Source organism: Paracidovorax sp. (assembly GCF_057642795.1).
In genome coordinates this window covers 307,031-327,364 of record NZ_JBXYZY010000029.1, presented here as the reverse complement: position 1 = coordinate 327,364, position 20,334 = coordinate 307,031, and the positions used below count along the sequence as shown (strand labels likewise).

At 69.7% G+C, this 20,334-nt stretch carries 23 protein-coding genes; 8 read left to right on the top strand and 15 right to left on the bottom strand.

Annotation, left to right across the window (positions count from 1 at the left end):
* Positions 1–7 precede the first annotated feature (7 nt).
* From AC3A84_RS12665 to AC3A84_RS12645, 5 genes are all read left to right on the top strand, one after another.
* Positions 8–436 carry a cobalamin biosynthesis protein gene (locus AC3A84_RS12665; protein WP_487970077.1) on the top strand — a complete coding sequence of 143 codons (429 nt, stop codon included), beginning with the start codon at positions 8–10 and terminating at the stop codon, positions 434–436.
* A 10-nt stretch (positions 437–446) separates the two neighbouring features.
* Positions 447–1,121 (top strand): energy-coupling factor ABC transporter permease, encoded by a 675-nt coding sequence (locus AC3A84_RS12660; RefSeq protein ID WP_487970012.1) that lies wholly within the window; start codon positions 447–449, stop codon positions 1,119–1,121.
* Positions 1,122–1,152: 31 nt separating this feature from the next.
* Positions 1,153–2,157: a precorrin-3B C(17)-methyltransferase gene (cobJ, locus tag AC3A84_RS12655; protein WP_487970011.1), complete on the top strand. Its 1,005-nt coding sequence runs from the start codon at positions 1,153–1,155 to the stop codon at positions 2,155–2,157.
* On the top strand, positions 2,154–2,549 hold the full coding sequence (locus tag AC3A84_RS12650; RefSeq protein ID WP_487970009.1) for a (2Fe-2S) ferredoxin domain-containing protein: 396 nt from the start codon (positions 2,154–2,156) through the stop codon (positions 2,547–2,549). Before cobJ ends, AC3A84_RS12650 begins: the two co-directional genes overlap by 4 nt.
* Before the next feature lie 154 nt (positions 2,550–2,703).
* The gene (locus AC3A84_RS12645) at positions 2,704–3,408 is read left to right on the top strand and encodes a DUF2076 domain-containing protein (RefSeq protein ID WP_487970008.1); all 705 of its coding nucleotides are present in this window, start codon (positions 2,704–2,706) and stop codon (positions 3,406–3,408) included.
* A gap of 93 nt (positions 3,409–3,501) precedes the next feature.
* Here AC3A84_RS12645 and AC3A84_RS12640 read toward each other — a convergent pair whose 3' ends face one another.
* Entirely contained in the window at positions 3,502–4,431 is a 930-nt protein-coding gene (locus AC3A84_RS12640) for a LysR family transcriptional regulator (protein ID WP_487970006.1), read from the bottom strand.
* Between the two features lie 140 nt (positions 4,432–4,571).
* Here AC3A84_RS12640 and AC3A84_RS12635 point away from each other — a divergent pair, with 140 nt between their 5' ends.
* Positions 4,572–5,000 carry a carboxymuconolactone decarboxylase family protein gene (locus AC3A84_RS12635; RefSeq protein ID WP_487970004.1) on the top strand — a complete coding sequence of 143 codons (429 nt, stop codon included), beginning with the start codon at positions 4,572–4,574 and terminating at the stop codon, positions 4,998–5,000.
* 43 nt (positions 5,001–5,043) lie between these two features.
* On the opposite strand, the gene AC3A84_RS12630 is transcribed toward AC3A84_RS12635, so the two are convergent.
* The 3 genes from AC3A84_RS12630 to pobA form a co-directional block, all read right to left on the bottom strand.
* Complete coding sequence (locus AC3A84_RS12630) at positions 5,044–5,262, bottom strand: hypothetical protein (RefSeq protein ID WP_487970003.1); 219 nt, start codon at positions 5,260–5,262, stop codon at positions 5,044–5,046.
* 123 nt (positions 5,263–5,385) lie between these two features.
* Positions 5,386–6,078 (bottom strand): flavin reductase family protein, encoded by a 693-nt coding sequence (locus tag AC3A84_RS12625; protein WP_487970001.1) that lies wholly within the window; start codon positions 6,076–6,078, stop codon positions 5,386–5,388.
* Positions 6,079–6,194: 116 nt separating this feature from the next.
* Complete coding sequence (pobA, locus tag AC3A84_RS12620) at positions 6,195–7,418, bottom strand: 4-hydroxybenzoate 3-monooxygenase (RefSeq protein WP_487970000.1); 1,224 nt, start codon at positions 7,416–7,418, stop codon at positions 6,195–6,197.
* 367 nt (positions 7,419–7,785) lie between these two features.
* Here pobA and AC3A84_RS12615 point away from each other — a divergent pair, with 367 nt between their 5' ends.
* Entirely contained in the window at positions 7,786–8,613 is an 828-nt protein-coding gene (locus AC3A84_RS12615; RefSeq protein WP_487970075.1) for an IclR family transcriptional regulator domain-containing protein, read from the top strand.
* A gap of 126 nt (positions 8,614–8,739) precedes the next feature.
* Here AC3A84_RS12615 and AC3A84_RS12610 read toward each other — a convergent pair whose 3' ends face one another.
* From AC3A84_RS12610 to AC3A84_RS12565, 10 genes are all read right to left on the bottom strand, one after another.
* Positions 8,740–9,741, bottom strand: a complete 1,002-nt coding sequence (locus AC3A84_RS12610) for an aldo/keto reductase (RefSeq protein ID WP_487969998.1) — start codon at positions 9,739–9,741, stop codon at positions 8,740–8,742.
* A 214-nt stretch (positions 9,742–9,955) separates the two neighbouring features.
* Positions 9,956–10,921 (bottom strand): Gfo/Idh/MocA family oxidoreductase, encoded by a 966-nt coding sequence (locus tag AC3A84_RS12605; protein WP_288508568.1) that lies wholly within the window; start codon positions 10,919–10,921, stop codon positions 9,956–9,958.
* A gap of 89 nt (positions 10,922–11,010) precedes the next feature.
* Complete coding sequence (locus AC3A84_RS12600) at positions 11,011–11,886, bottom strand: class III extradiol dioxygenase subunit beta (RefSeq protein ID WP_487969996.1); 876 nt, start codon at positions 11,884–11,886, stop codon at positions 11,011–11,013.
* Positions 11,887–11,890: 4 nt separating this feature from the next.
* Positions 11,891–12,367, bottom strand: a complete 477-nt coding sequence (gene ligA, locus AC3A84_RS12595) for a protocatechuate 4,5-dioxygenase subunit alpha (protein WP_487969994.1) — start codon at positions 12,365–12,367, stop codon at positions 11,891–11,893.
* 39 nt (positions 12,368–12,406) lie between these two features.
* Positions 12,407–13,348: an amidohydrolase family protein gene (locus tag AC3A84_RS12590; protein ID WP_487969992.1), complete on the bottom strand. Its 942-nt coding sequence runs from the start codon at positions 13,346–13,348 to the stop codon at positions 12,407–12,409.
* 91 nt (positions 13,349–13,439) lie between these two features.
* Positions 13,440–14,471 (bottom strand): tripartite tricarboxylate transporter substrate binding protein, encoded by a 1,032-nt coding sequence (locus tag AC3A84_RS12585; protein ID WP_487969991.1) that lies wholly within the window; start codon positions 14,469–14,471, stop codon positions 13,440–13,442.
* Positions 14,472–14,486: 15 nt separating this feature from the next.
* Complete coding sequence (locus AC3A84_RS12580) at positions 14,487–15,536, bottom strand: Bug family tripartite tricarboxylate transporter substrate binding protein (RefSeq protein ID WP_487969989.1); 1,050 nt, start codon at positions 15,534–15,536, stop codon at positions 14,487–14,489.
* A 97-nt stretch (positions 15,537–15,633) separates the two neighbouring features.
* Positions 15,634–16,317, bottom strand: a complete 684-nt coding sequence (gene ligK, locus AC3A84_RS12575) for a 4-carboxy-4-hydroxy-2-oxoadipate aldolase/oxaloacetate decarboxylase (RefSeq protein ID WP_092937448.1) — start codon at positions 16,315–16,317, stop codon at positions 15,634–15,636.
* 37 nt (positions 16,318–16,354) lie between these two features.
* A complete protein-coding gene (locus AC3A84_RS12570) occupies positions 16,355–17,383 on the bottom strand; it encodes an amidohydrolase family protein (RefSeq protein WP_487969987.1) in 1,029 nt (342 codons plus the stop codon).
* A 72-nt stretch (positions 17,384–17,455) separates the two neighbouring features.
* Positions 17,456–18,151 carry a substrate-binding domain-containing protein gene (locus tag AC3A84_RS12565; protein ID WP_487969985.1) on the bottom strand — a complete coding sequence of 232 codons (696 nt, stop codon included), beginning with the start codon at positions 18,149–18,151 and terminating at the stop codon, positions 17,456–17,458.
* A 254-nt stretch (positions 18,152–18,405) separates the two neighbouring features.
* Here AC3A84_RS12565 and AC3A84_RS12560 point away from each other — a divergent pair, with 254 nt between their 5' ends.
* A complete protein-coding gene (locus tag AC3A84_RS12560) occupies positions 18,406–19,323 on the top strand; it encodes a LysR family transcriptional regulator (RefSeq protein ID WP_486159869.1) in 918 nt (305 codons plus the stop codon).
* An 85-nt stretch (positions 19,324–19,408) separates the two neighbouring features.
* Here AC3A84_RS12560 and AC3A84_RS12555 read toward each other — a convergent pair whose 3' ends face one another.
* The gene (locus tag AC3A84_RS12555) at positions 19,409–20,296 is read right to left on the bottom strand and encodes an AraC family transcriptional regulator (protein ID WP_487969983.1); all 888 of its coding nucleotides are present in this window, start codon (positions 20,294–20,296) and stop codon (positions 19,409–19,411) included.
* Positions 20,297–20,334 lie beyond the last annotated feature (38 nt).

The window sequence follows — 20,334 nt, the reverse complement described above, 5'->3', positions numbered from 1 at the left end:
ACACGCCATGCGCCTGGCGATCGGCCTGGGCTGCGACCGCGGCACGCCCGAGGCCACGGTCGAAGCCTGCCTGCACGCGGCGCTGGCCCAGGCCGGCGCGCAGATCGCCCAGGTGGCCGTGGCCGCAAGCATTGAGGCCAAGCGGGACGAGGCCGCCTTCCTCTCGCTGGCCGCACGCCACGGCTGGCCGCTGCGCTGGTACGCCGCTGCGCAGCTGGCCGCCGTGCCCGTGCCCAACCCGTCCGAGACCGTGCTGCGCTACATGGGCACGCCGTCGGTCAGCGAAGCCGCCGCGCTGCTGGCGGCCGGCGCGGCCGATGCGTCGGCCCTGCTGGTCGAAAAGCACCGCCTGCGCGGGCCCGACGGGCGCAACGCCACCGTGTCCATCGCCCGCATCCCGCACGCCGCGGGCTCCTCTTCTTCTCCCAACCCCTGAAAGGTCCACCATGCATATCGAAATCGGCATCCTCTCGCAGGACAAGATCGCCTATGCCTCCGTCGCCGCCACCGCGCTGCTGGCCGCGCACACGCTGCCCCTGCTCAAGAGCCCCACGGCCTGGCTGCGCACGCTGCTGGCCGCGTTCTTCTTCAGCGCGCTGATGCAGGTGTGGCACATGCCCATCGGCCCGTCCGAGCTGCACTTCGTCGGCGCCATGCCCATCTACCTGCTGTTCGGCTTCATTCCCACGCTGTTCGGCTTCGGCCTGGGGCTGCTGGCCCAGGCCCTCGTTTTCGAGCCGCAGGATCTGGCGCACCTGGCCGTCAACTTCCTGAGCCTGGCCGTGCCGCTGGTCGCCGTGCACCACGGCCTGGGCAAGCGCCTGGAACGCATCAGCATCGCCAACGTGCTCAAGCTCGATGCCCTGTACTACGCCGGCGTCACCCTCATGGTCGGCTTCTGGCTCTCCATCAGCAGCGACCCGGCCCCCGTGGCCGACTGGGCGCTGTTCGCCGCGTCCTACCTCAGCCTCGTGGCCGTGGAGCCGCTGCTGACCATCGCCATCACCCTCGGCGCCACGCGCCTGCGCGGCCGCCGCTGGCTGGCGGCCTGCATCGACGAAGGCACGCTGCAGCGCATCGCCGCGCCCCGCACCGCTGCGGCCGCCGCCGCCGCCCTCTGACCCCGCACCCCACAGAAAAGAACACACGCACATGTCCGCAGGAAAGATCATGCTCGTGGGCATCGGCCCCGGCAGCACCGACCACATGACCGCGCGCGCCCGCGCCGCCATCGCCGAGGCCGACACCATCATCGGCTACGTCACCTACATCAAGCTGGTGGCCGACCTCATCGAGGGCAAGGAAATCATCCGCAAGTCCATGACCGAGGAATTGGACCGCGCCATCGAATCGCTGGCCCGCGCCCGCGAAGGCAAGAAGGTCGCGCTCATCTCCTCGGGCGATGCGGGCGTCTATGGCATGGCCGGCCCCACCTTCGAGGTGCTGTTCCAGGCCGGCTGGACGCCGCCCGCCTTCGACGAGAACGGCGTGGTCGAGCCCGGCGGCATCGAGGTCGAGATCGTTCCCGGCGCATCGGCCCTCAACAGCTGCGCCGCCCGCGTCGGCGCGCCGCTCACGCACGACTTCTGCGCCATCTCCCTCTCGGACCTGCTCACGCCCTGGCCCACCATCGCGCGCCGGCTCGATGCCGCCGCCATGGCTGACTTCGTCGTCGCGCTCTACAACCCCAAGAGCGGCCGCCGCACCCGCCAGATCGAGGAAGCCCAGCGCCTCTTTTTGCGCCACCGCAGCCCCGACACGCCCGTCGCCATCGTCAAGAGCGCCTACCGCCGCCGCGAACGCATCGAGTTCGCCACCCTGGCCACCATGTGCGATGCCGACATCGGCATGCTGAGCACGGTGCTCATCGGCAACAGCAACACCATCGTGCAGCACGGCCTCATGGTCACGCCGCGCGGCTACGCCAACAAGTACGACGTGGAAGGCGGCGGTGCCACGCGCGAGGGCGAACGCCCCGGCCGCTCGCTCTCCACCGGCCTCAACGGCTGGCTGGAGAACCTGCAGCTCGACCACGCCGCCGGCGAGAGCATCGAAGCGCTGGCCCTGCGCCACCGCCTGCCGGCCGACTACATCCGCGATACGCTGGCCCAGCCGCTGGTCATCGCCGAGGCTGCGACCACCGAGGAAGAAGCATGAGCACCGACATCCCCACGACAACCGCCCCTGCAGCCGCCGCACCCGAAGGCGTGCGCGTCGTGGTCAAACCCAAGATCGGCAGCTACCACCGCCACATCCTCATCTGCACCGGCCCGCGCTGCGCGGAAGACGGCCAGGCCCAGGCCCTGTTCGACAGCCTGGGCGAGAAGTTCAAGGCCGCGGGCCTGAACGACGGCGAGCTGCGCGTGAAGCGCAGCCGCGTCAGCTGCTTCGCCGCCTGCAAGGGCGGCCCCGTGATGTGCGTGCAGCCCGACGGCACCTGGTACTACGACGTCACGCCCGAGAACATGGACCGCATCATCGAAAAGCACCTCGTCGGCGGCCAGCCGGTCGAGGACCTGGTGTTCCACCAGGGACCGACGGGCGCATAGGGCTGCCCGTACTGCCTTCGATGTGGCGCCTGGTCAGCACCGCCTCGCTGGATTTTGTGGGCCGCGCCCAATGGCGAGCCAGCGCCGGGAACTCGCCAATGAACGCGGGATCAGATGCACATACCCGTCATCCACCGGGCAAAGGAATGTGACGATGACCCCGAACGAACGCCCGCTGCTCGACGACCTGCTGCAACGCCTGGCCCACGCCGGCCCGGCAATCAAGGACAGCGAGGCCGACAGCCGCATCCACCAGGCGCTGGCCGCGCAGCCCGACGCGCTCTACCTGCTGGTGCAGCGCTGCCTGCTGCTCGAGCGCGGCCTCGCGCATGCACAGGAAGAAATCGCACGGCTGCAGCAGGCCGCAGACAGCCATCGCAGCTTCATCGGCGCCGACCTGGAGCCGGGCTTCGGCCGCGCCCCGTCGCAGGCCTACGGCCCGGGCGCCGCCGCAGCGCAACCCACGTCCATGCCGCCGCAAGCCTCCCCGGCGGGCTATGCGCAGCCGGCGCCCGCTCCGAGCTGGCGCGACCGCCTGTTCGGCAACAACGCCAGCGCGCCGGCTGCGGCCGCCCCTGCAGGGCCGGGCTTTCTGGGCACCGCCGCCAGCGCGGCGGCCGGTGTGGCCGGCGGCATGTTCCTGTTCAACGGGCTGGAACACCTGCTGGGCAACCGCGGCAGCGCCGTGGGCAATGGCCTGCTGGGCGGCGGTGAGTTGCTGCCACAGGAAACCGTGGTGCAGAACATCACCAACGAGAATTTCTACGACAGCCGCGGCAACGACGACAGCCGCGACGCAGGCTGGTTGCCCGACGACAGCGGCCCGGCCTTCGACGACGACGGCGGGAACTTCCTCTGAGAACGTGTTCACGATCTTCTGGGCAACAGAGCCTGGAAGCGGGTGTCGCATCGCCCAGGCCGCACTCCTTCGAGGCTACGCACCCCGGGACGATCAGATCGGTTTCCGCTGGGCAACGTCTCGATGTCCGGCGTGCGACGCCCGCATCACGCCCCCGGCCCTGGACAGCAGCGCGCGCAGCGCAGACTGGCCGGACGGCGTAACGAGACCGATGCCGAGGGCCAGCGCATCGCCCTCGGCCAAACGCCGGTAGGCCACGCCAGTCCGCCGCAATCCGGTGAAGGAGCTGGCCAGCAGCGCCATGCCCCGGCCGGCCGCCACCTCGGCCAGCAGGACGTGGTGGTCCGCCGGCTCGTGCAGCTTGGGCGGCGCGAAGCGGTGCCGCTCGAACACCTGCTGGCAGTGGTCATAAAAAGCAGGCTGCCGGGCGCGCTCGAACCAGAACACGGGTTCCGCCGCCAGGTCGGCCAGCCGCAGCAGCCGGCGCCGGGCCAGCGGGTGCGCGGAGGGCAGCGCTACCACCATGGGCAGGTGGTCCAACTCCAGCACGTCGAGCCCGCGCACATCGGTGGGCAGCGCGATGAAGGCCGCGTCGAGCTGGCCTGCGCGCACGCGCCGCACCAGGCGCGGGGACGTGTCCGACGCCACGGCCACCATCACCCCGGGCTGCAGCGCCTGCACGCGATCGGCCAGCCCGCGGAACCAGGCCGGCTCGGCCGAGCTGGTCAGCCCCAGCCGCAGCGTGGACGGCACGGCGGCGCCCTGGAAGGCGGCCTCGGCCTGCCGCAGCAGATCGGCCACGCCGCGCGCATAGGGCAGCAGCCGGCGCCCGGCTTCGGTGAGGCTCGCGCCATGCGGGTGGCGGTCGAAGAGCGGCGCGCCCAGGCGCGCTTCCAGCGCGCGGATCGCGCGGCTCAGGGGCGGCTGCGAAAGGTACAGGGACTCGGCAGCCTGGCGGAAGCTCTGCGCTTCGGCCACGGCGAGGAAGAGGGCGAGCGAGCGGGAATCGAGCTTGGCAGACATACCGAAAAGGTATCACCAAATCGGTCTTTCCCAGGCGGCGCCGGGCTTTCTACATTCGCATCCAACCCATCCCCCAGGAGCTTTGCATGCGACATCCATCCCCCACCTCGCGGCCCCGCCACGCAGAAGAAGGCACGCCGATGCCTCCTCAAGCCGACGGCGGCCTGCGCCACGAGCGCGGCGCCCGCATGCTCCACCAGGTGGATGGCCCCGCCGGCCTCGCCGTCGTGGAACAGCTCGCGCAGTCCTTTCCCGACTTCGCCCGCCTGCTGGTGGAGTTCCCCTTCGGCGACATCTACGCCCGGCCCGCGCTGGGCCTGCGCGAACGCGAGCTGGCCACGGTGGCGGCCCTGAGCGCCATGGGCCACGCCCTGCCGCAGCTGCGCGTGCATGTGCATGCCGCGCTGCATGTGGGCTGCACCCCGGCGGAGATCGTCGAGGTGGTGATGCAGATGGCCGTTTACGCGGGCTTTCCGGCCGCGCTCAACGCGCTGGGCGTGGTGCGCGAGGTGTTCGCCGCCTCGGGCATCGCGCTGCCGCTGGGCGCTGGAGACGAGGAAGCCCCCTAACGCACGCGCCCTTGCAGGGGTGCGGCGCTTTGCGCGCAGGGGGTTACTTGCGCCCGCCCACCACCAGCAGCACCCCGCCGATCACGATGGCGCCGATGCCGGCCCAGAGCGGGATGTTCACGGTTTCCTGTTCCTTGGCCGAGATCTCCAGCGGGCCCATCTTCACCACCGTGGTGTCCTTGGTGTAGCTGAAGCTGCGGTAGGCCAGGCCCAGGGCGCCGGCAACGATGAGTGCGATGGCGACGATGCGGGTGGCGTTCATGGTGTCGGTTCTCCCTGTGATGCGATGTGATGTGGTTGTTGCCACTCACCCCAGGCCAGGGGCGGGCGGCATGCCGGGCGCGAGCATAAGCCACGCCGGCGCGCCCACCGCTCGGCCAGCCGCTCAGCGTGGCCGGTACATCTTGAAGAGCTGCTCCGGCCCCACCGTGAAATAGTCCGCCGGGCCGCCCGCGCGCAGGATGTGGCCAGCGCTGGCGGTGTCGTAGATGCCGTCCTTGAGCTGCGCCCGGTCGATGTGGATGGCGACCACCTCGCCCAGCACCAGCCAGGTCGGCACCTGCACGCCGTCGGCGCCCTGCAGCTGCAGGATCTGTGTGCAGCGGCACTCGAAGCCCACCGGGCTCTCGGCCACGCGGGGCGGGGCCACCAGCGACGAGGCCAGAGGCGTGAGGCCCGCGAGCGTGAATTCGTCCACCTCGGGCGGCACGGCCGCGCAGGTCTGGTTCATGGCCTCGGCCAGATCGCGGGTGGCCAGGTTCCACACGAATTCGCCGGTGGCCTGCACGTTGGCCAGCGTGTCCTTGGCGCCGATGCTCGCGAAGCCCACGATGGGCGGCACGTAGTTGAAGGCGTTGAAGAAGCTGTAGGGCGCCAGGTTGCGCACACCCGCAGCGCTCTGCGTGCTGATCCAGCCGATGGGGCGCGGCCCCACGATGGCGTTGAAGGGGTCGTGCGGCAGGCCGTGGCCCTGGCGCGGCTGGTAGCTGTGAAAGCGCGCGTCGTCGCCGCCGGCAGCGGCCAGCGCATCGGCAGGGGAGGGTGTTGGTGCGTTCATGCGAAGGCACCATACCGGCATTGGCGCCGGCCTGCAATTGCTATCGAAAAAATAGCTGAAGGCCCGCGCCGCACCTTCGCTGCGGGCCTGAACGGCGCAAGGTCTTTCGGCGAAGGCCGTGCGCCGCCCGTGGCCGGTCAGCCGCCGAAGTCCAGCGGCAGGCCCACGTAGTTCTCGGCGATGGTGCGCGAGCCCGCCTCGGAATGCAGCAGGTAGTCGATCTCGGCCGCCTGGAATTTCGCGGCGATGGCCGCGTCATCGCCGGGGAAGTTGTGCATCAGCTGCGTGAACCACCACGAGAAGCGCTCGGCGCGCCAGATGCGCTTCAAGCACCGCGCCGAATAGTCGTCGATGCCGGCCTCGCTGCGCTCGGCATAGAACTCGATCAGCGCGGAGGAGAGGTACTTCACGTCCGTCGCCGCCAGGTTCAGCCCCTTGGCGCCCGTGGGCGGCACGATGTGGCCCGCGTCGCCGGCCAGGAACATGCGGCCGAAGCGCAGCGGCTCGGTGACGAAGCTGCGCAGCGGCGCGATGCTCTTTTCCAGGCTGGGGCCGGTCACCAGATGCTCGCGGGCTTCCGGGTCCAGGCGCAGGCGCAGCTCGTTCCAGAAGGCCTCGTCGCTCCAGGCTTCGACCTTGTCGGTCAGCGGCACCTGCAGGTAGTAGCGGCTGCGTGTGGCGCTGCGCTGCGAGCACAGCGCGAAGCCGCGCGGCGTGTTCGCGTAGATCAGTTCGTGGTGCACGGGCGGGGTGTCCGAGAGCAGGCCCAGCCAGCCGAACGGATAGACCTTTTCGTAGTTGCGCAGCGCGCCCTGCGGCACGCTGGCGCGGCACACGCCATGGAAGCCGTCACAGCCCGCGATGAAGTCGCACTGCAGCGTGTGCGTGGTGCCGTCCTTCTCGAAGGTGACGTGGGGGCGGGCGGTGTCGAAGCCATGCACCTGCACGTCGGCGGCGCTGTACACGGTGGGCAGGCCGGCGGCGGCGCGGGCCTGCATCAGGTCGCGCGTGACCTCGGTCTGGCCATAGACCATCACATGCTTGCCGCCCGTGAGCGCATCCAGGTCGATGCGGTGGCGCTGGCCGTCCAGCAGCAGATCGAAACCGCCATGCACCAGCCCTTCCTGGTGCATGCGCGCGCCCACGCCGGCTTCATCCAGCAGGTCGATGGTCACCTGCTCCAGCACGCCGGCGCGGATGCGGCCCAACACATAGTCGGGCGACTGGCGTTCGATGATGACCGCGTCGATGCCGGCCTTGTGCAGCAACTGGCCCAGCAGCAGGCCCGAGGGGCCCGCGCCGATGATGGCGACCTGGGTGGATGCGGGGATGGGGACGGTGTTCGTCGTGCTGGCGGTCATGGTGCTTTGTCTCCTGCCGCCGGCGTGCGGCGGTCTGCTGTGTGGAAGGAACGGTGGTTGATGTGCATCAGAGCGCCACCGTTGCCTGCAGCGTAGAAGCGCCGCTCCGACACCGCCAGGGCCGGCCCTCAAGCCTTGCGCGATCCCCGCGCAAACGATGCGATGATCGCGCAGAGAAATCCGCGCGACTTATCCACAGGCGCATCGGCCCACCTCCCACGCACACAGCATCCGGCTGCAGCAGGCACCCACCATGGCAACACGCACCGCAACCCCGGCCGCCACCCGCAGGAAGACGGCCACCACGGCAGCCGCCACCCAACCCGCCGCACCCGCCGGCATCGCCCATGCCGACTTCATCGCCGGCATGGCCAAGGGCCTGGCGGTGCTGGAGAGCTTCGACACCGAACGCCAGCGCCTCAACGCCACGCTCGCGGCCGAGCGCGCCGGCCTCACGCGCGCGGCGGCGCGGCGCCATCTGCTCACGCTGGCGTACCTGGGCTACCTGGAAAGCGACGGACAGTACTTCTGGCTCGCGCCCAAGGTGCTGCGGCTGGCCGGCAGCTATCTCGCTTCGGCGCGGCTGCCGCGCGTGGTGCAGCCCACGCTCAACCGGCTGGCCGCGCAGACGCAGCTGCCCTTTTCCGCCGTGGTGCTGGAAGGGCGCGAGGTGGTCATCGTGGCGCGCAGCGCCGCCACGCCGCAGGGCGACGCCGTGCGCGGCACCGGCCACTACAGCAGCGCCCAGGGCGACGCCGTGCGCGGCACCGGCCACTACAGCAGCGCCCAGGGCGCGGCCGACCGCGTGCTGGCCTATGGCCTGCACCTGGGCAGCCGCCTGCCCGCGCACGCCACCTCCACCGGCCGCATGCTGCTGGCCACCCGCACCAAGAGCGCCGTGCGCGACTGGCTGCGCGGCCACCCGCTGCCGCGCCTGACGGCCTACACCCGCACCGATGCGCCCGCGCTGCGCGCCGCCATCGACCAGGCCCGCGCGGAGGATTGCTGCATCGCCAGCGAAGAGCACGAGCTGGGCGTGCTGGCCCTGGCCGTGCCGCTGCGCGACCTGCAGGGCCACGCCGTGGCCGCGCTCAACGTGGTCACCGCGCCGGACCGGCTCTCGCCCGAGCGCCTCAAGCGCGATCTGCTGCCGCTGCTGCAGGATGCGGCGCGGGAATTGCGGCCCATGCTGTGACGGGAACGGTGCCGAAGAAATCAGAGCGAATCGCACCGCCCCGCGAAGCGGCTCTGGCAAGGCGCGAAGGCAGGATGGTGAACGACGCCAGCACTGCGGGCGTCCCAGCCGCTCTTGGAGCCGCTCTCAGAACGACTCGGTATCCACCTCGCCCGTGCCCTGCGGGTTGTAGCGCGGGCCGGTCACCGTCTGCTGGTTGATCAGCGCCTCCACCCGCGCCATCACGTCGGCCGAAAGCCGCACATCCGCCGCGCCCAGGTCTTCCAGCAGGTGATCGACGCTCGTCGTGCCCGGGATGGGAATGATGTGCTCGCCGCGCTGCAGCAGCCACGCGATCGCCAGCTGCGCGGGCGTGCAGCCGGCCTCGGCCGCCAGCGCCTGGTAGGCGGGCAGCAGGCGCGCATTGGCGGCGTAGTTCTCGGGGCTGAAGCGCGGCATGGCGCGGCGGATGTCCTTGGCGTCCAGCGCGCCCACGTCCATCGGCCCGCACAGGAATCCGCGCGCCACCGGGCTGAAGGCCACGAAGGCCGTGCCCAGATCGCGGCACGCGTCCAGCACGGCGATCTCGGGGTTGCGCGTCCAGAGCGAATACTCGGTCTGGACCGCGGCGATGGGGTGCACCTCCGCAGCACGGCGCAGCGTGGCGGCCGACACTTCGGAGAGGCCGATGCTGCGGATCTTGCCCGCGCGCACCAGATCGGCCAGCGCGCCCACGCTGTCTTCGATGGGCACGCGCTTGTCCCAGCGGTGCAGGTAGTAGAGGTCGATCACGTCGGTCTGCAGCCGGCGCAGGCTGTCTTCGCAGGTCTGCCGCAGCGTCTCGGGCCGCCCGTCGATCACGCGCGCCAGCTTGCCGTCGCCATTCACGTCCACGCCCTGCATGCCGCACTTGCTGGCCAGCGTGAAGCGGCTGCGGTGCGGCTTCATCACGCGGCCCACCAGCGTCTCATTGGCGCCGAAGCCGTAGAGCGCGGCCGTGTCGAACAGCGTCACGCCCGCATCCAGCGCGGCGAGCAGCACGCGCTCGCCCTGCTCGGGGGAGACCGGCGCGCCGTAGGCGTGGGAGAGGTTCATGCAGCCAAGGCCGATGGCTGAGACGGTGAAGGGGCCTAAAGAACGGGTTTGCATGGTGTGAATCCCAAGGCGGCAAGGGTGGGTGCGAAGTTGCGTCGATCCGACGCCTCAACAACTCTGGGGGTTCCAATCGCAGGGCGCCTGCGGAATGAATGAATGGAACCCTGGCTGACTATTCTGAAGGCTGAAAGCCAACGGGCAGCTACCGGATGGATAGCTGCCCGCCCCTGGCCCCTCGCACGCGAGGGGCGGATCAACCTGCAGCGAATCAACCCGCGTTCAGCTGCTGCTCCAGCTGGTGCAGCACCTCGTAGCAAGGCATCACCTGCGCGATGCTGCTGTTGGGCTCGCGGCCTTCGCGGATGGCGGCGAAGAATTCGCGGTCCTGCAGTTCGATGCCGTTCATCGACACGGCCACCTGGCTCACGTCCACGGCCTCTTCGGCGCCCTTGCTGTGGGACTGCACCAGGTCGTCGTAGCGCGCGATGTAGGTCGCGGTGTCGCCGATGTAGCGGAAGAAGGTGCCCAGCGGGCCGTCGTTGTTGAAGCTCAAGGACAGCGTGCAGATGGCGCCGTTGGCGGCCTGCAGCTGGATGCTCATGTCCATGGCGATGCCGAGATCCTTGTGGATTGGGCCCTGGATGGCGTTGGCCTTCACGATGGGGCTGCCGGCCTGGTAGGCGAACAGATCGACCGTGTGGGCGGCGTGGTGCCACAGCAGGTGGTCGGTCCAGCTGCGGGGCTGGCCCAGCGCGTTCATGTTGGTGCGGCGGAAGAAGTAGGTCTGCACATCCATCTGCTGGATGTTGAATTCGCCGGCCTGGATCTTGTTGTGCACGTACTGGTGGCTGGGGTTGAAGCGGCGGGTGTGGCCCACCATGGCGACCTTGCCGGTCTGCCGCTGGAGCGCCAGCACGTCCTGGCCTTCCTTGAGCACATCGCACAGCGGGATCTCGACCTGCACGTGCTTGCCGGCTTCCAGGCAGGCCTTGGTCTGCGCGGCGTGCATCTGCGTGGGGGTGCAAAGGATCACGGCATCGACTTCCTTGATGGCCAGGCTGTCGGCGAGATCGGTGGTGACATGCGGGATGCCGTACTTGTCGGCCACTTCGCGGGTCTTTTCGAGATCGCGGCTGATGAGGGAGACGACTTCGACGCCGTCGATGTTCTTGATGCCGTCCAGGTGCTTGATGCCGAAGGCGCCGGCGCCGGCGAGTGCGACTTTGATGGTCATGCGGTGGGTTCCTTGTAGATGAGGTGGTGGATGGGTGGGGGTGGAAGAAGCGAGCCCCGCGGCGGCCGTGCCGCGGGGCCTGGCCGGCCTCAGCGGGCGGCTTCTTCGAGGATCAGGTGGCCCACGGCGGTATTGGACGCAGGCACATGGAAGAACCGGTGGGCCACGCGCGGCGCCGGGCCCGCGTCGTTCACGTCGGCCATGGCGCCGCGCGCGATCAGCCACATCACCAGCTCGATGCCTTCGGAGCCGGCTTCGCGCACGTATTCGATGTGCGGCACCTTGGCCAGTTCTGCGGGCTCGGCGATCAGGCGGTCCAGAAACCTGTTGTCCCAGTCGGCGTTGATCAGGCCGGCGCGCGCGCCTTGCAGCTGGTGGCTCATGCCGCCCGTGCCCCAGATGTGGACATTCAGGTCTTCGTCGTACGACTCGACGGCGCGGCGGATGGCGCGGCCCAGGTTGAAGCAGCGCTGCCCGCTGGGCGCGGGGTACTGCACCACGTTCACGGCGAAGGGGATGACCGGGCAGGGCCAGGCGTCCTTGGCCGGGTCCTTCTCGCCGCACATGAGCGACAGCGGCACGGTGAGGCCGTGGTCCACGTCCATCTTGTTGACCAGGGTGAGGTCGAAGTCCTGCTGGATCACGCTCTGCGCGATATGGCTGGCGAGCTCGGGGTGGCCAGCCACCTTGGGCACCGGGCGCGGGCCCCAGCCTTCGTCGGCGGGTGAATACTCGGCGGCCGTGCCGATGGCGAAGGTCGGGATCATGTCCATGCTGAAGGCCGTGGCATGGTCGTTGAAGACCAGGAAGACCACGTCGGGCTTGTTGTCCTTCATCCACTGCTTGGAGAACTCGTAGCCCGCGAAGAGCGGCTGCCAGTAGGGCTCCTGGGTCTTGCCCAGGTCCATGGCCGCGCCGATGGCCGGCACGTGCGATGTGAAGACGGATGCGGTGATGCGGGCCATGGTCTCAGGCTCCCTTGCTGGTGCTGTGGGGGGGTTGTTGCGGGGCGGCGGCCGGGTGCGATGCGCCCTGCGGCTGGCGATGCGGCTGCGCGCTGCCGTCTTCGCCCAGATAGCGGTTGCCTTCAATGCTGCGGCCGCCGCTGATCATCATGTCGCGGTATTCCTGCTCGGTCATGCCGGTCATGCTGCCGGCCATCTGCTGGAAGCTCCGGCCATCGGTGGCGCCGATCTTGGCCAAAAAGTAGATGTTGCCGCCGGTGCGCATGCACCAGTTCAGGTCGCGCGCCAGCACGGCCTGGCGCTGTTCCTCGGTCATCGGCCATTCATCGAGATAGGCGCGTTCGTCGGCCTTGAAGCGCTCGCGGTTCTCGGCCTTCATCAGGCTCATGCAGAACTGGTTGAGCCAGTAGCCTTTGCGGCTCTGCTCGGCGTCGAAGATGATCGTGCCGGGCACGTCCATGTACGGTTTTTCGAGTGCCATTGCTGGGTCTCCTTGTGCGGTGAGGTGCGTCGCGCCCGCTTACTGCGGGGCCGCTTCTTCGGGCCAATAAAGGCGCATGGGGTTGTCCACCAGCAGCTTCTTCTGCAGCTCGGCCGTGGGCGCGATGTGCGGGATGAAGTCCACCAGCAGGCCGTCGTCGGGCATGTGGCCCTTGAGGTTGGGGTGGGGCCAGTCGGTGCCCCAGAGCACGCGGTCGGGGAACTCCTCGACCACGCGGCGCGCGAAGGGCACCACGTCGCGGTAGGCGTTCTGCTCACCATGAAGCGCCTGCGGGCCGGTGGTGGACAGGCGCTCGGGGCAGCTCACCTTGCTCCAGACGTTGGGGTGCTCGCGCATGAACTTCAGGAACAGCTCGAACTCGGGCCCGTCGATGGGCTTCGTCACGTCGGGCCGGCCCATGTGGTCCACCACCACGGTGGTCGGCAGGCTGGTGAAGAAGTCCCACAGCTCGGGCAGATCCACCGCCTCGAAATAGATCACCACGTGCCAGCCGAGTCGGGCGATGCGGCCGGCGATCTCCAGCAGCTCGTCCTTGGGCGTGAAGTCCACCAGGCGCTTGACGAAGTTGAAGCGCACACCGCGCACGCCGGCATCGTGCAGCTCCTGCAGTTCCGCGTCGCTGATGCTGCGGCGCACCGTGGCCACGCCGCGCGCCTTGCCGCCGGCGGCCTTGCAGGCATCGACCATGGCGCGGTTGTCGGCGCCGTGGCAGGTGGCCTGCACGATCACGTTGCGCGCGAAGCCCAGGTGGTCGCGCAGCGCGAAGAGCTGTTCCTTGCTCGCGTCGCAGGGCGTGTACTTGCGCTCGGGCGCATAGGGGAATTCGGCGCCCGGGCCGAACACGTGGCAATGCGCGTCCACGCTGCCCGCAGGCACCTGGAAGCGCGGCTTGGACGGGCCGGTGTACCAGTCGAGCCAGCCGGAGGTTTTCTCGAAGGGGCCGGAGGTCGGTTTGCTCATGATGGGTTCGCTTTCACACGGAAGGGAAGAACAGGTCGGGGCGAGGAGAGACGGAGCGGCAAGCCTCCCCCTCACTCAGTTGCGCAGTCACTCAGTCGGGCTGGATGCGCGCCTCGCGCACCAGCTTCTCGTAGCGCTGCCGCTCGGAATGGATCAGCTTCGCGAACGCGTCACGGCTGCCCGGCAGCACCTCGCCGCCCACCTGGGCCATGCGCTCGCGCACGGCCTGAGTCTGCAGGGCCTTCTGCACTTCGGTATGCAGCCGGTCCACGATGGGCTGGGGCGTGCCGGCCGGCGCCACCAGGCCATACCAGACGGAGGCCTCGAAGCCGGGGAAACCGGATTCGGCGATGGTGGGCACATCGGGCAGCACGGCGCTGCGGCCGGGGCTAAGCACAGCCAGCACCTTGAGCTTGCCGCTGCGCGCATGGGGCAGGGCCTCCAGCGCGTTCACCGCAATCAGCGGCACCTGCCCGCCGATCACGTCGGTCAGCGCCTGCGCGCCGCCGCGGTAGGGCACGTGCTGCAGCTCGATGCCGGCGGCACGCTCGAAGAATTCCACCCCCATGTGCGGCGTCGATCCGTTGCCCGGCGAGGCGAAGGCGATCGCGCGCGGACGGGCCTTGGCCTGCGCGATCAGCTGGCCGATGCTGCCGTAGGCCGCCTGCGCATTGGCGGCGATGACCACCGGCACGCGCCCGATCAGCGAGATGGCGGCCAGGTCGCGCTCCGCATCGAAGGGCGCGGGCTGGTAGAGCGCCATGTTGGCCGCCAGCGCATTGGCCGCGACCATGAGGGTGTAGCCGTCGGCCGGCGCGTCGATCGCCGCCCTGACGGCGATGTTGCTGCCCGCGCCGGGCTTGTTATCCACAACGAAGGGCTGGCCCAGGCTGGCGGCGAGCGCCTGGCCCAGGCTGCGGGCGACGGCATCCACCGCTCCACCGGCCGAATAGCCCACGAGCAGGCGCACCGGCCGCGCCGGGTAGGCGGCGGCGTCCTCGGCGTGCGCAGGCAGGGGCAGCAGGCCGGGCAGCGCGGCGCCCGCCGCCAGGGCCGCCGCGCCCGTCAGCAGGCTGCGGCGCGAGGCGAGGGCGCGCGCGCGGGGGTGGAGAGGAGCGGTCATCGCACGGCCTTTCGGTCAGTCCAGCGTCACGTTCGCCTTGCGGATCACGTCGCCGAAACGCTGGCTCTCGCTCTGGATGAACTGGTTGAACTGCGCGCGCGTGGTGGGGAAGGGCTCGTAGGCGAAGCTCTTGAACTTCTCCAGCACCTCGGGCGACTTGAGCGCCTCTTCCACGTCGCGCTTGACCTTGTCGGTGACGGCGGCGGGCAGGCCCGGCGGCACGGCGATGGCGTTCCAGCCGATCACCTCGAAGCCCTTGGGGCCGCCCGATTCGGCCACCGTGGGCACGTCGGGGTAGCTGGCCGAGCGCTCTGGCGCGGCGATGGCCAAAAAGCGCAGCTTGCCTGCGCGCTGCAGCGGCCCGGCCGTGGCGGCGGTGCCCAGTGCGAAGGCCAGATCACCCGTGGAGACCGAGGTGTAGAGCTGGGTGGTCTCCTTGAAGACCACGTGCTCCATCTGCGTGCCCGTCATCGACTCGAACAGCTCCGAACCCAGGTGCACCGGATTGCCCACCGACCAGGAGCCGTAATTGAGCTTGCCGGGATGGGCCTTGGCGTCGGAGATCAGGTCGCCCACCGAGCGGTAGGGGCTGTTGCTGGCGACGGTGAAGAAGAAGTAACCCTTGAAAAGCGGCAGCAGGGGGTCGAAGTCCTTCACCGGGTCGTAGGGCAGCTTCTTGAAGAGGCTGGGGTAGGCGGCCAGGTGGACGTTGTCCAGCACGATCATGTCGGTGCCGTCCTTGGCGCCGCGCTTGAAGGCGTCGATGGCGATGAAGCCGTTGCCGCCCGGGCGGTTATCCACCGTCACGGGCTGGCCCCAGGCGCGCGAGAGCCGGTCGGCCACGAGCCGCGCCACGCCATCCGGGCCACCGCCCACCGGGAAGGGCGTGATGATGCGCACCGGCTTGGTGGGCCAGGCGGCCGGCGCCGGCTGCGCCTGGGAAGCCAGGGGCAGGGCGCAGGCCGCAGTGGCGGCCAGTGCCAACAGACCGCGGCGGGCGATGGTGGCGCAGGAGGAGGAGGCAGCGGGAGCTGCTGCTGCAACAGAGGTGGTGCGGGTCGTCATGGCGTTTTGTCTCTCTTTATGGAAATGGTGGGAAGGCCAGGGGCGGGAGCGCAAGGGGCAGGGGCGGGCGACTTTCTTGGGGTGGTGTGCGCGCTCCTCAGTCGATGTATTTGAGGCCTGCGGCGGCCAGCGGCTCGCGCATCTTGTACATGTCCAGGCCCAGCACGCCCGAGGCCAGCTTGGCGCGCTTCTCGCCCTCGAAGGATTCGCGCTTCCGGGCGGCGGCCAACGTTTCCACGGCACGCGCTGCGGGCACGCAGACCACGCCGTCGTCGTCGGCCACGATCACGTCGCCGGGAGTGACCAGCATGCCGGCGCAGACCACGGGAATGTTCACCGAGCCGATGGTGGCCTTGATGCAGCCCTTGCTGCTGATGCACTTGCTCCAGACGGGGAAGTCCATCTCCTGCAGCGTCTTCACGTCGCGCACGCCGGCGTCGATGATGAGCGCGCGGGCGCCGCGCGCCTGGAAGCTGGTGGCCAGCAGGTCGCCGAAATAGCCGTCGGTGCATTCGGCGGTGATGGCGGCCACCACCACGTCGCCGGGCTGGATCTGCTCGGCCGCGACGTGCAGCATCCAGTTGTCGCCGGGGTGCAGCAGCACCGTCACGGCCGTGCCCGAGACCTGCGCGCCGGGATAGATCGGGCGCATGTAGGGCTTGAGCAGGCCCACGCGGCCCATGGCCTCATGCACCGTGGCCGAGCCCAGCGCGGCCAGGCCGTCGGCGGCGGCGCGGTCGGCGCGCTGGATGTTGCGATAGACGACTCCGAGTTCGTACATGGTGTGTTTCTCCGTGGTTTGTCGCGGGCGGCGGGGTTCAGAGGCCCTTGGCCTTGAGCTGCGCGTCCAGGCGCGGGAACACGCGGCGCGCGTTGCCTTCGAAGACCTGGTAGCGCTCCTCGTCGCTCAGGTTGGCGGTAGCGTTCACATAGCGCTTGGTGTCGTCGTAGTAGTGCCCGGTCTGCGGGTCGATGCCGCGCACGGCGCCGATCATTTCGCTGGCAAAAAGAATGTTCTTGACCGGGATCACCTTGGTCAGCAGGTCGATGCCGGGCTGGTGATAGACGCAGGTGTCGAAGAAGATGTTGTTCAGCAGGTGGTCCTCGAGCAGCGGCTTCTTCATCTCCTGCGCCAGGCCCCGGAAACGGCCCCAGTGGTAGGGCACCGCGCCGCCGCCGTGCGGAATGACGAACTTCAGCGTGGGGAAATCCTTGAACAGGTCGCCCTGGATGCACTGCATCACGGCCGTGGTGTCGGCGTTGAGGTAGTGCGCGCCGGTGGTGTGGAAGCACGCGTTGCAGCTGGTGCTCACATGGATCATGGCGGGGATGTCGTACTCCACCATCTTCTCGTAGATGGGGTACCAGTGGCGGTCGGTGAGGGGCGGGCTCGTCCAGTGGCCGCCGCTCGGGTCCGGGTTCAGGTTGATGCCCACGTTGCCGTACTGCTCCACGCACTTGACCAGTTCGGGGATGCAGGTCTTGGGATCGACGCCGGGCGACTGCGGCAGCATCGCGGCAGGCACGAAGTGGTCGGGAAAGAGCTGCGAGACGCGATAGCAGAGCTCGTTGCAGATGGCGGCCCAGGTGCTGGAGACCTCGAAGTCGCCGATGTGGTGGGCCATGAAGCTCGCGCGCGGGCTGAAGATGGTCAGGTCGCTGCCGCGTTCCTTCATCAGGCGCAGCTGGTTGCTCTCGATGGACTCGCGCAGCTCGTCATCGCTGATCTTCAGGTCGGACGGGTTGGGCTTGGCCGACGGGTCCTTGATGCCCGCGATCTGGGCATTGCGCCAGTTCTCCAGCGCCTTGGGTGCGGTCGTGTAGTGGCCGTGGCAGTCGATGATCATGATGCGGAAAGCTCCGTGGGAATGATGGGGAAGAGGGGGAAGCAAAAAGAGGGGGAGGGGCCGGCCGGCGGATCAGGCCGGCTCCATGCCCTGGCGGCGCTTGGCGTCGGCCGTGGCGGGCGAGGCCATGAAGGCCAGCAGTTCGCGCGCAGCAGATTCCTGGGCGGCACCGGCCACCACGGCGGCGCTGAACACGGTGGTGATCTGCACCGCGTCGGGCAGCGGGCCGATCACGGCGATGCCTTCGACATGCAGCATTTCGCTGAGCTGCTGAAAGCCCAGCGCCACCTCGCCGCGCGCCACCAGCGCGGCCACGGGTGTGCCGGCCGGTGCCTGCACGGTGCGGTCCTTCACCACATCGGCGATGCCCCAGCGCTCGAACAGCTGCTGCAGCGCCACGCCGCTCGGGCCGGTCGAATAGCCGATGGTGGGTGCCGCCAGCACCGCGTCGCGCAGCTGCGCCTCGGTGCCGATGGCGGGCTGCGGCGCGCCGGCGGGCACAGCCACCGCGACGCCCGAGCGCACCAGCGGCGTCACACTGCCGGGCTCGATGCGGCCGGCGGCCTCCAGCTTGGCGATGGCGTCGGAGGCCAGCACCACCAGGTCGAAGGGCTCGCCGCCTTCGCGCACGCGCCGCGCGGCATCCACGCCACCCACCGATTCGATGGCGGCTTCGCGGCCTGACTGCTGCTGCCATGCGGCGACCAGCTCGGCCAGCAGGGCCCGTGTGGCCATGGACGAAATACCGCGAACCTGGGGCGTGGACATGGTGATGCGTGTCTCCGAACGGGGGTTTTTATGGAACCGGGGCAGTGCAGGGCGCCTGGGCCAGGGTCCCACCCTGTGGATAACCCTCTCCCGAAATGCCGGCGTGGGGCATTCTTGCGCGCCCGCCCGCCGCTGCCCACCGGGCTGGCCCGCTATCAGCTAGAGCAAATCGGCATAACATGGCGCCAGCTATGTTGCCGTGCGATGTGCAGCACGGCCCGTTTTGGGAGGCGCCCGCGGGGCGCAGGCATTCCGTGGATCTCAAGCAAATCGAATACTTCGTGCGCGTGGCCGAGCTGGGCAGCTTCACCCGCGCCGCGCTGGCGCTGGCGGTGGCCCAGCCCGCCCTGAGCCGCCAGATCCGCCTGCTGGAGGTGGAGCTGCGCCAGAACCTGCTGCTGCGCAACGGCCGGGGCGTGACGCTGACCGACGCCGGCCAGCTGATGCTGGAGCACGGCCGCGGCATCCTGCACCAGGTGGAGCGCGCCCGCGAAGACCTGGGCCGCGCGCGCGGCGCGCTCACCGGGCGCGTGAGCATCGGCTTGCCGCCCAGCCTGGCGCGGCGGCTCACGGTGCCGCTCTCGCGCGCCTTCCGCCAGCGCCTGCCCGATGCGGCCCTGTCGATCAGCGAAGGCCTGTCGGTGCAGATGCAGGAATGGCTGCAGACCGGCCGGCTGGACGTGGCGCTGCTCTACAACCCGCCCACCTCGCCCGAGCTGGCCGCCGAGCACCTGATGGACGAAGAACTCTTCGCCATCGCCCCGCGCCCGGACACCCGCCCCGGCACGGGCAGCGGCGGCACCGAGTCGCCCATGCCCCTGGCCACCCTGGCCACGCACCCGCTGGTCGTGCCCAGCCGGCCCAACGCACTGCGCATGCTGCTGGAGCGGCGCATGGCCGACATCGGCTGCACGCCGCGCATCGCCATGGAGATCGACGGCGTCTCGGCCATCCTCGACCTGGTCTCCGAAGGCGTGGGCTATGCCGTGCTGCCCGGGCATGCGGTGCGCGCCTCGGCCCATCCGCAGCGCTACCTGCTGCACCCCATCGACGCGCCGCGCGTGGTGGGGCAGGTGCACCTGGTCACCTCGGCGCGGCGGGCGGCCACGCTGGCGCAGCAGGCCACGATCGCGCTGATCCGCGAAATGGTGGCTGAGCCGCAGACGGGCTGAGAACCCGTTTGCTCATCTTTCGATAGCGCAATGCGTAGGTGATAAGAGCGCTGCAGCCCGAAAACATCCGAAACCGGACCTCACTTCACTGCTGCAGCCCCAGGAAGCGCGCCGGCGGCATGCCCACCGCGCGCCGCACCATGGCGCTGAAGGCGCTGGGGCTGGCGTAGCCCAGCTCGGCCGCGATCTGGTTGACGGGCTTGCGCCCCGCCGCCAGTGCCACCGCCTGGGCCAGCAGCACCTGCTGGCGCCACTGCGTGAAGGTGGTGGATAACTCCTGACGGAAGAGCCGCGCCACCGTGCGCGGGCTGGCGCCGGTGTCGCGCGCCCAGTCGGCCAGCGTCTCGTGGCGGGTGGGGTCGGCCAGCACGGTCTCGCACAGATGCCGCAGACGCTTGTCGCCCGGCAGCGCCACGCCCAGGCGCACGGCGCTGGCGCGGCGCACTTCCTCGAGGATCAGCGCGCTCAGGTGGCGCTCACGGCGCAGCGCTTCGGGCGGCAGGGGCGGAGCCTCGTCGTTGTCGGCAGGCATCTCGCAGACCAGCGCGCGCAGCAGTTCGGACATCTCCAGCACACGGCACTGGCGCCAGGGCGCCTCGTCGGCCCGCGCCACGCCGGGGCCGCAGCGGGCGCGCGGCTGGTGCAGGTAGAGCGTGCGCAGGTCCGCGTCCTCCACCATGGTCACCGCGTGCTCCACGCCGGGCGGAATCCACACCGCGCGCGAAGGCGGCACGATGTAGGTGCCGCCTGCCACCGTCAGCCGGATCACGCCCTGGGTCGAGATCGCCACCTGCGCCCAGGGATGGCTGTGCGGCATCACCTGCGTGTCGGCGCTCAGCGCGCGCACCTTGGCCCGCACCGGCCGCGCCGCGCTCGGCACGAAGAGGTGCGGCGTGAGCGAATCGACGTAGGACAGGGGCCGCGCGCGCGGCCGAGCGGCGGGTGGGCGCAACAGCAGGGCGGTGTTTGGCATGTTCTCGACAGAGTTTGGCCGGCTATCGTAATTCGGAC

What these genes read in the sequence shown, in the direction of transcription:
- pobA (WP_487970000.1), bottom strand. Translation starts at nt 7,418, where the DNA reads ATGACCGCCAGCACGACGAACACCGTCCCCATCCCCGCATCCACCCAG.
- AC3A84_RS12615 (WP_487970075.1), top strand. Translation starts at nt 7,786, where the DNA reads ATGGCCAAGGGCCTGGCGGTGCTGGAGAGCTTCGACACCGAACGCCAG.
- AC3A84_RS12580 (WP_487969989.1), bottom strand. Translation starts at nt 15,536, where the DNA reads ATGACGACCCGCACCACCTCTGTTGCAGCAGCAGCTCCCGCTGCCTCC.
- AC3A84_RS12645 (WP_487970008.1), top strand. Translation starts at nt 2,704, where the DNA reads ATGACCCCGAACGAACGCCCGCTGCTCGACGACCTGCTGCAACGCCTG.
- AC3A84_RS12610 (WP_487969998.1), bottom strand. Translation starts at nt 9,741, where the DNA reads ATGCAAACCCGTTCTTTAGGCCCCTTCACCGTCTCAGCCATCGGCCTT.
- AC3A84_RS12635 (WP_487970004.1), top strand. Translation starts at nt 4,572, where the DNA reads ATGCCTCCTCAAGCCGACGGCGGCCTGCGCCACGAGCGCGGCGCCCGC.
- AC3A84_RS12660 (WP_487970012.1), top strand. Translation starts at nt 447, where the DNA reads ATGCATATCGAAATCGGCATCCTCTCGCAGGACAAGATCGCCTATGCC.
- AC3A84_RS12665 (WP_487970077.1), top strand. Translation starts at nt 8, where the DNA reads ATGCGCCTGGCGATCGGCCTGGGCTGCGACCGCGGCACGCCCGAGGCC.
- AC3A84_RS12565 (WP_487969985.1), bottom strand. Translation starts at nt 18,151, where the DNA reads ATGTCCACGCCCCAGGTTCGCGGTATTTCGTCCATGGCCACACGGGCC.
- AC3A84_RS12555 (WP_487969983.1), bottom strand. Translation starts at nt 20,296, where the DNA reads ATGCCAAACACCGCCCTGCTGTTGCGCCCACCCGCCGCTCGGCCGCGC.
- AC3A84_RS12585 (WP_487969991.1), bottom strand. Translation starts at nt 14,471, where the DNA reads ATGACCGCTCCTCTCCACCCCCGCGCGCGCGCCCTCGCCTCGCGCCGC.
- ligK (WP_092937448.1), bottom strand. Translation starts at nt 16,317, where the DNA reads ATGTACGAACTCGGAGTCGTCTATCGCAACATCCAGCGCGCCGACCGC.
- AC3A84_RS12570 (WP_487969987.1), bottom strand. Translation starts at nt 17,383, where the DNA reads ATGATCATCGACTGCCACGGCCACTACACGACCGCACCCAAGGCGCTG.
- AC3A84_RS12650 (WP_487970009.1), top strand. Translation starts at nt 2,154, where the DNA reads ATGAGCACCGACATCCCCACGACAACCGCCCCTGCAGCCGCCGCACCC.
- AC3A84_RS12630 (WP_487970003.1), bottom strand. Translation starts at nt 5,262, where the DNA reads ATGAACGCCACCCGCATCGTCGCCATCGCACTCATCGTTGCCGGCGCC.
- ligA (WP_487969994.1), bottom strand. Translation starts at nt 12,367, where the DNA reads ATGGCACTCGAAAAACCGTACATGGACGTGCCCGGCACGATCATCTTC.
- AC3A84_RS12625 (WP_487970001.1), bottom strand. Translation starts at nt 6,078, where the DNA reads ATGCCGGTATGGTGCCTTCGCATGAACGCACCAACACCCTCCCCTGCC.
- AC3A84_RS12640 (WP_487970006.1), bottom strand. Translation starts at nt 4,431, where the DNA reads ATGTCTGCCAAGCTCGATTCCCGCTCGCTCGCCCTCTTCCTCGCCGTG.
- AC3A84_RS12590 (WP_487969992.1), bottom strand. Translation starts at nt 13,348, where the DNA reads ATGAGCAAACCGACCTCCGGCCCCTTCGAGAAAACCTCCGGCTGGCTC.
- AC3A84_RS12605 (WP_288508568.1), bottom strand. Translation starts at nt 10,921, where the DNA reads ATGACCATCAAAGTCGCACTCGCCGGCGCCGGCGCCTTCGGCATCAAG.
- AC3A84_RS12600 (WP_487969996.1), bottom strand. Translation starts at nt 11,886, where the DNA reads ATGGCCCGCATCACCGCATCCGTCTTCACATCGCACGTGCCGGCCATC.
- cobJ (WP_487970011.1), top strand. Translation starts at nt 1,153, where the DNA reads ATGTCCGCAGGAAAGATCATGCTCGTGGGCATCGGCCCCGGCAGCACC.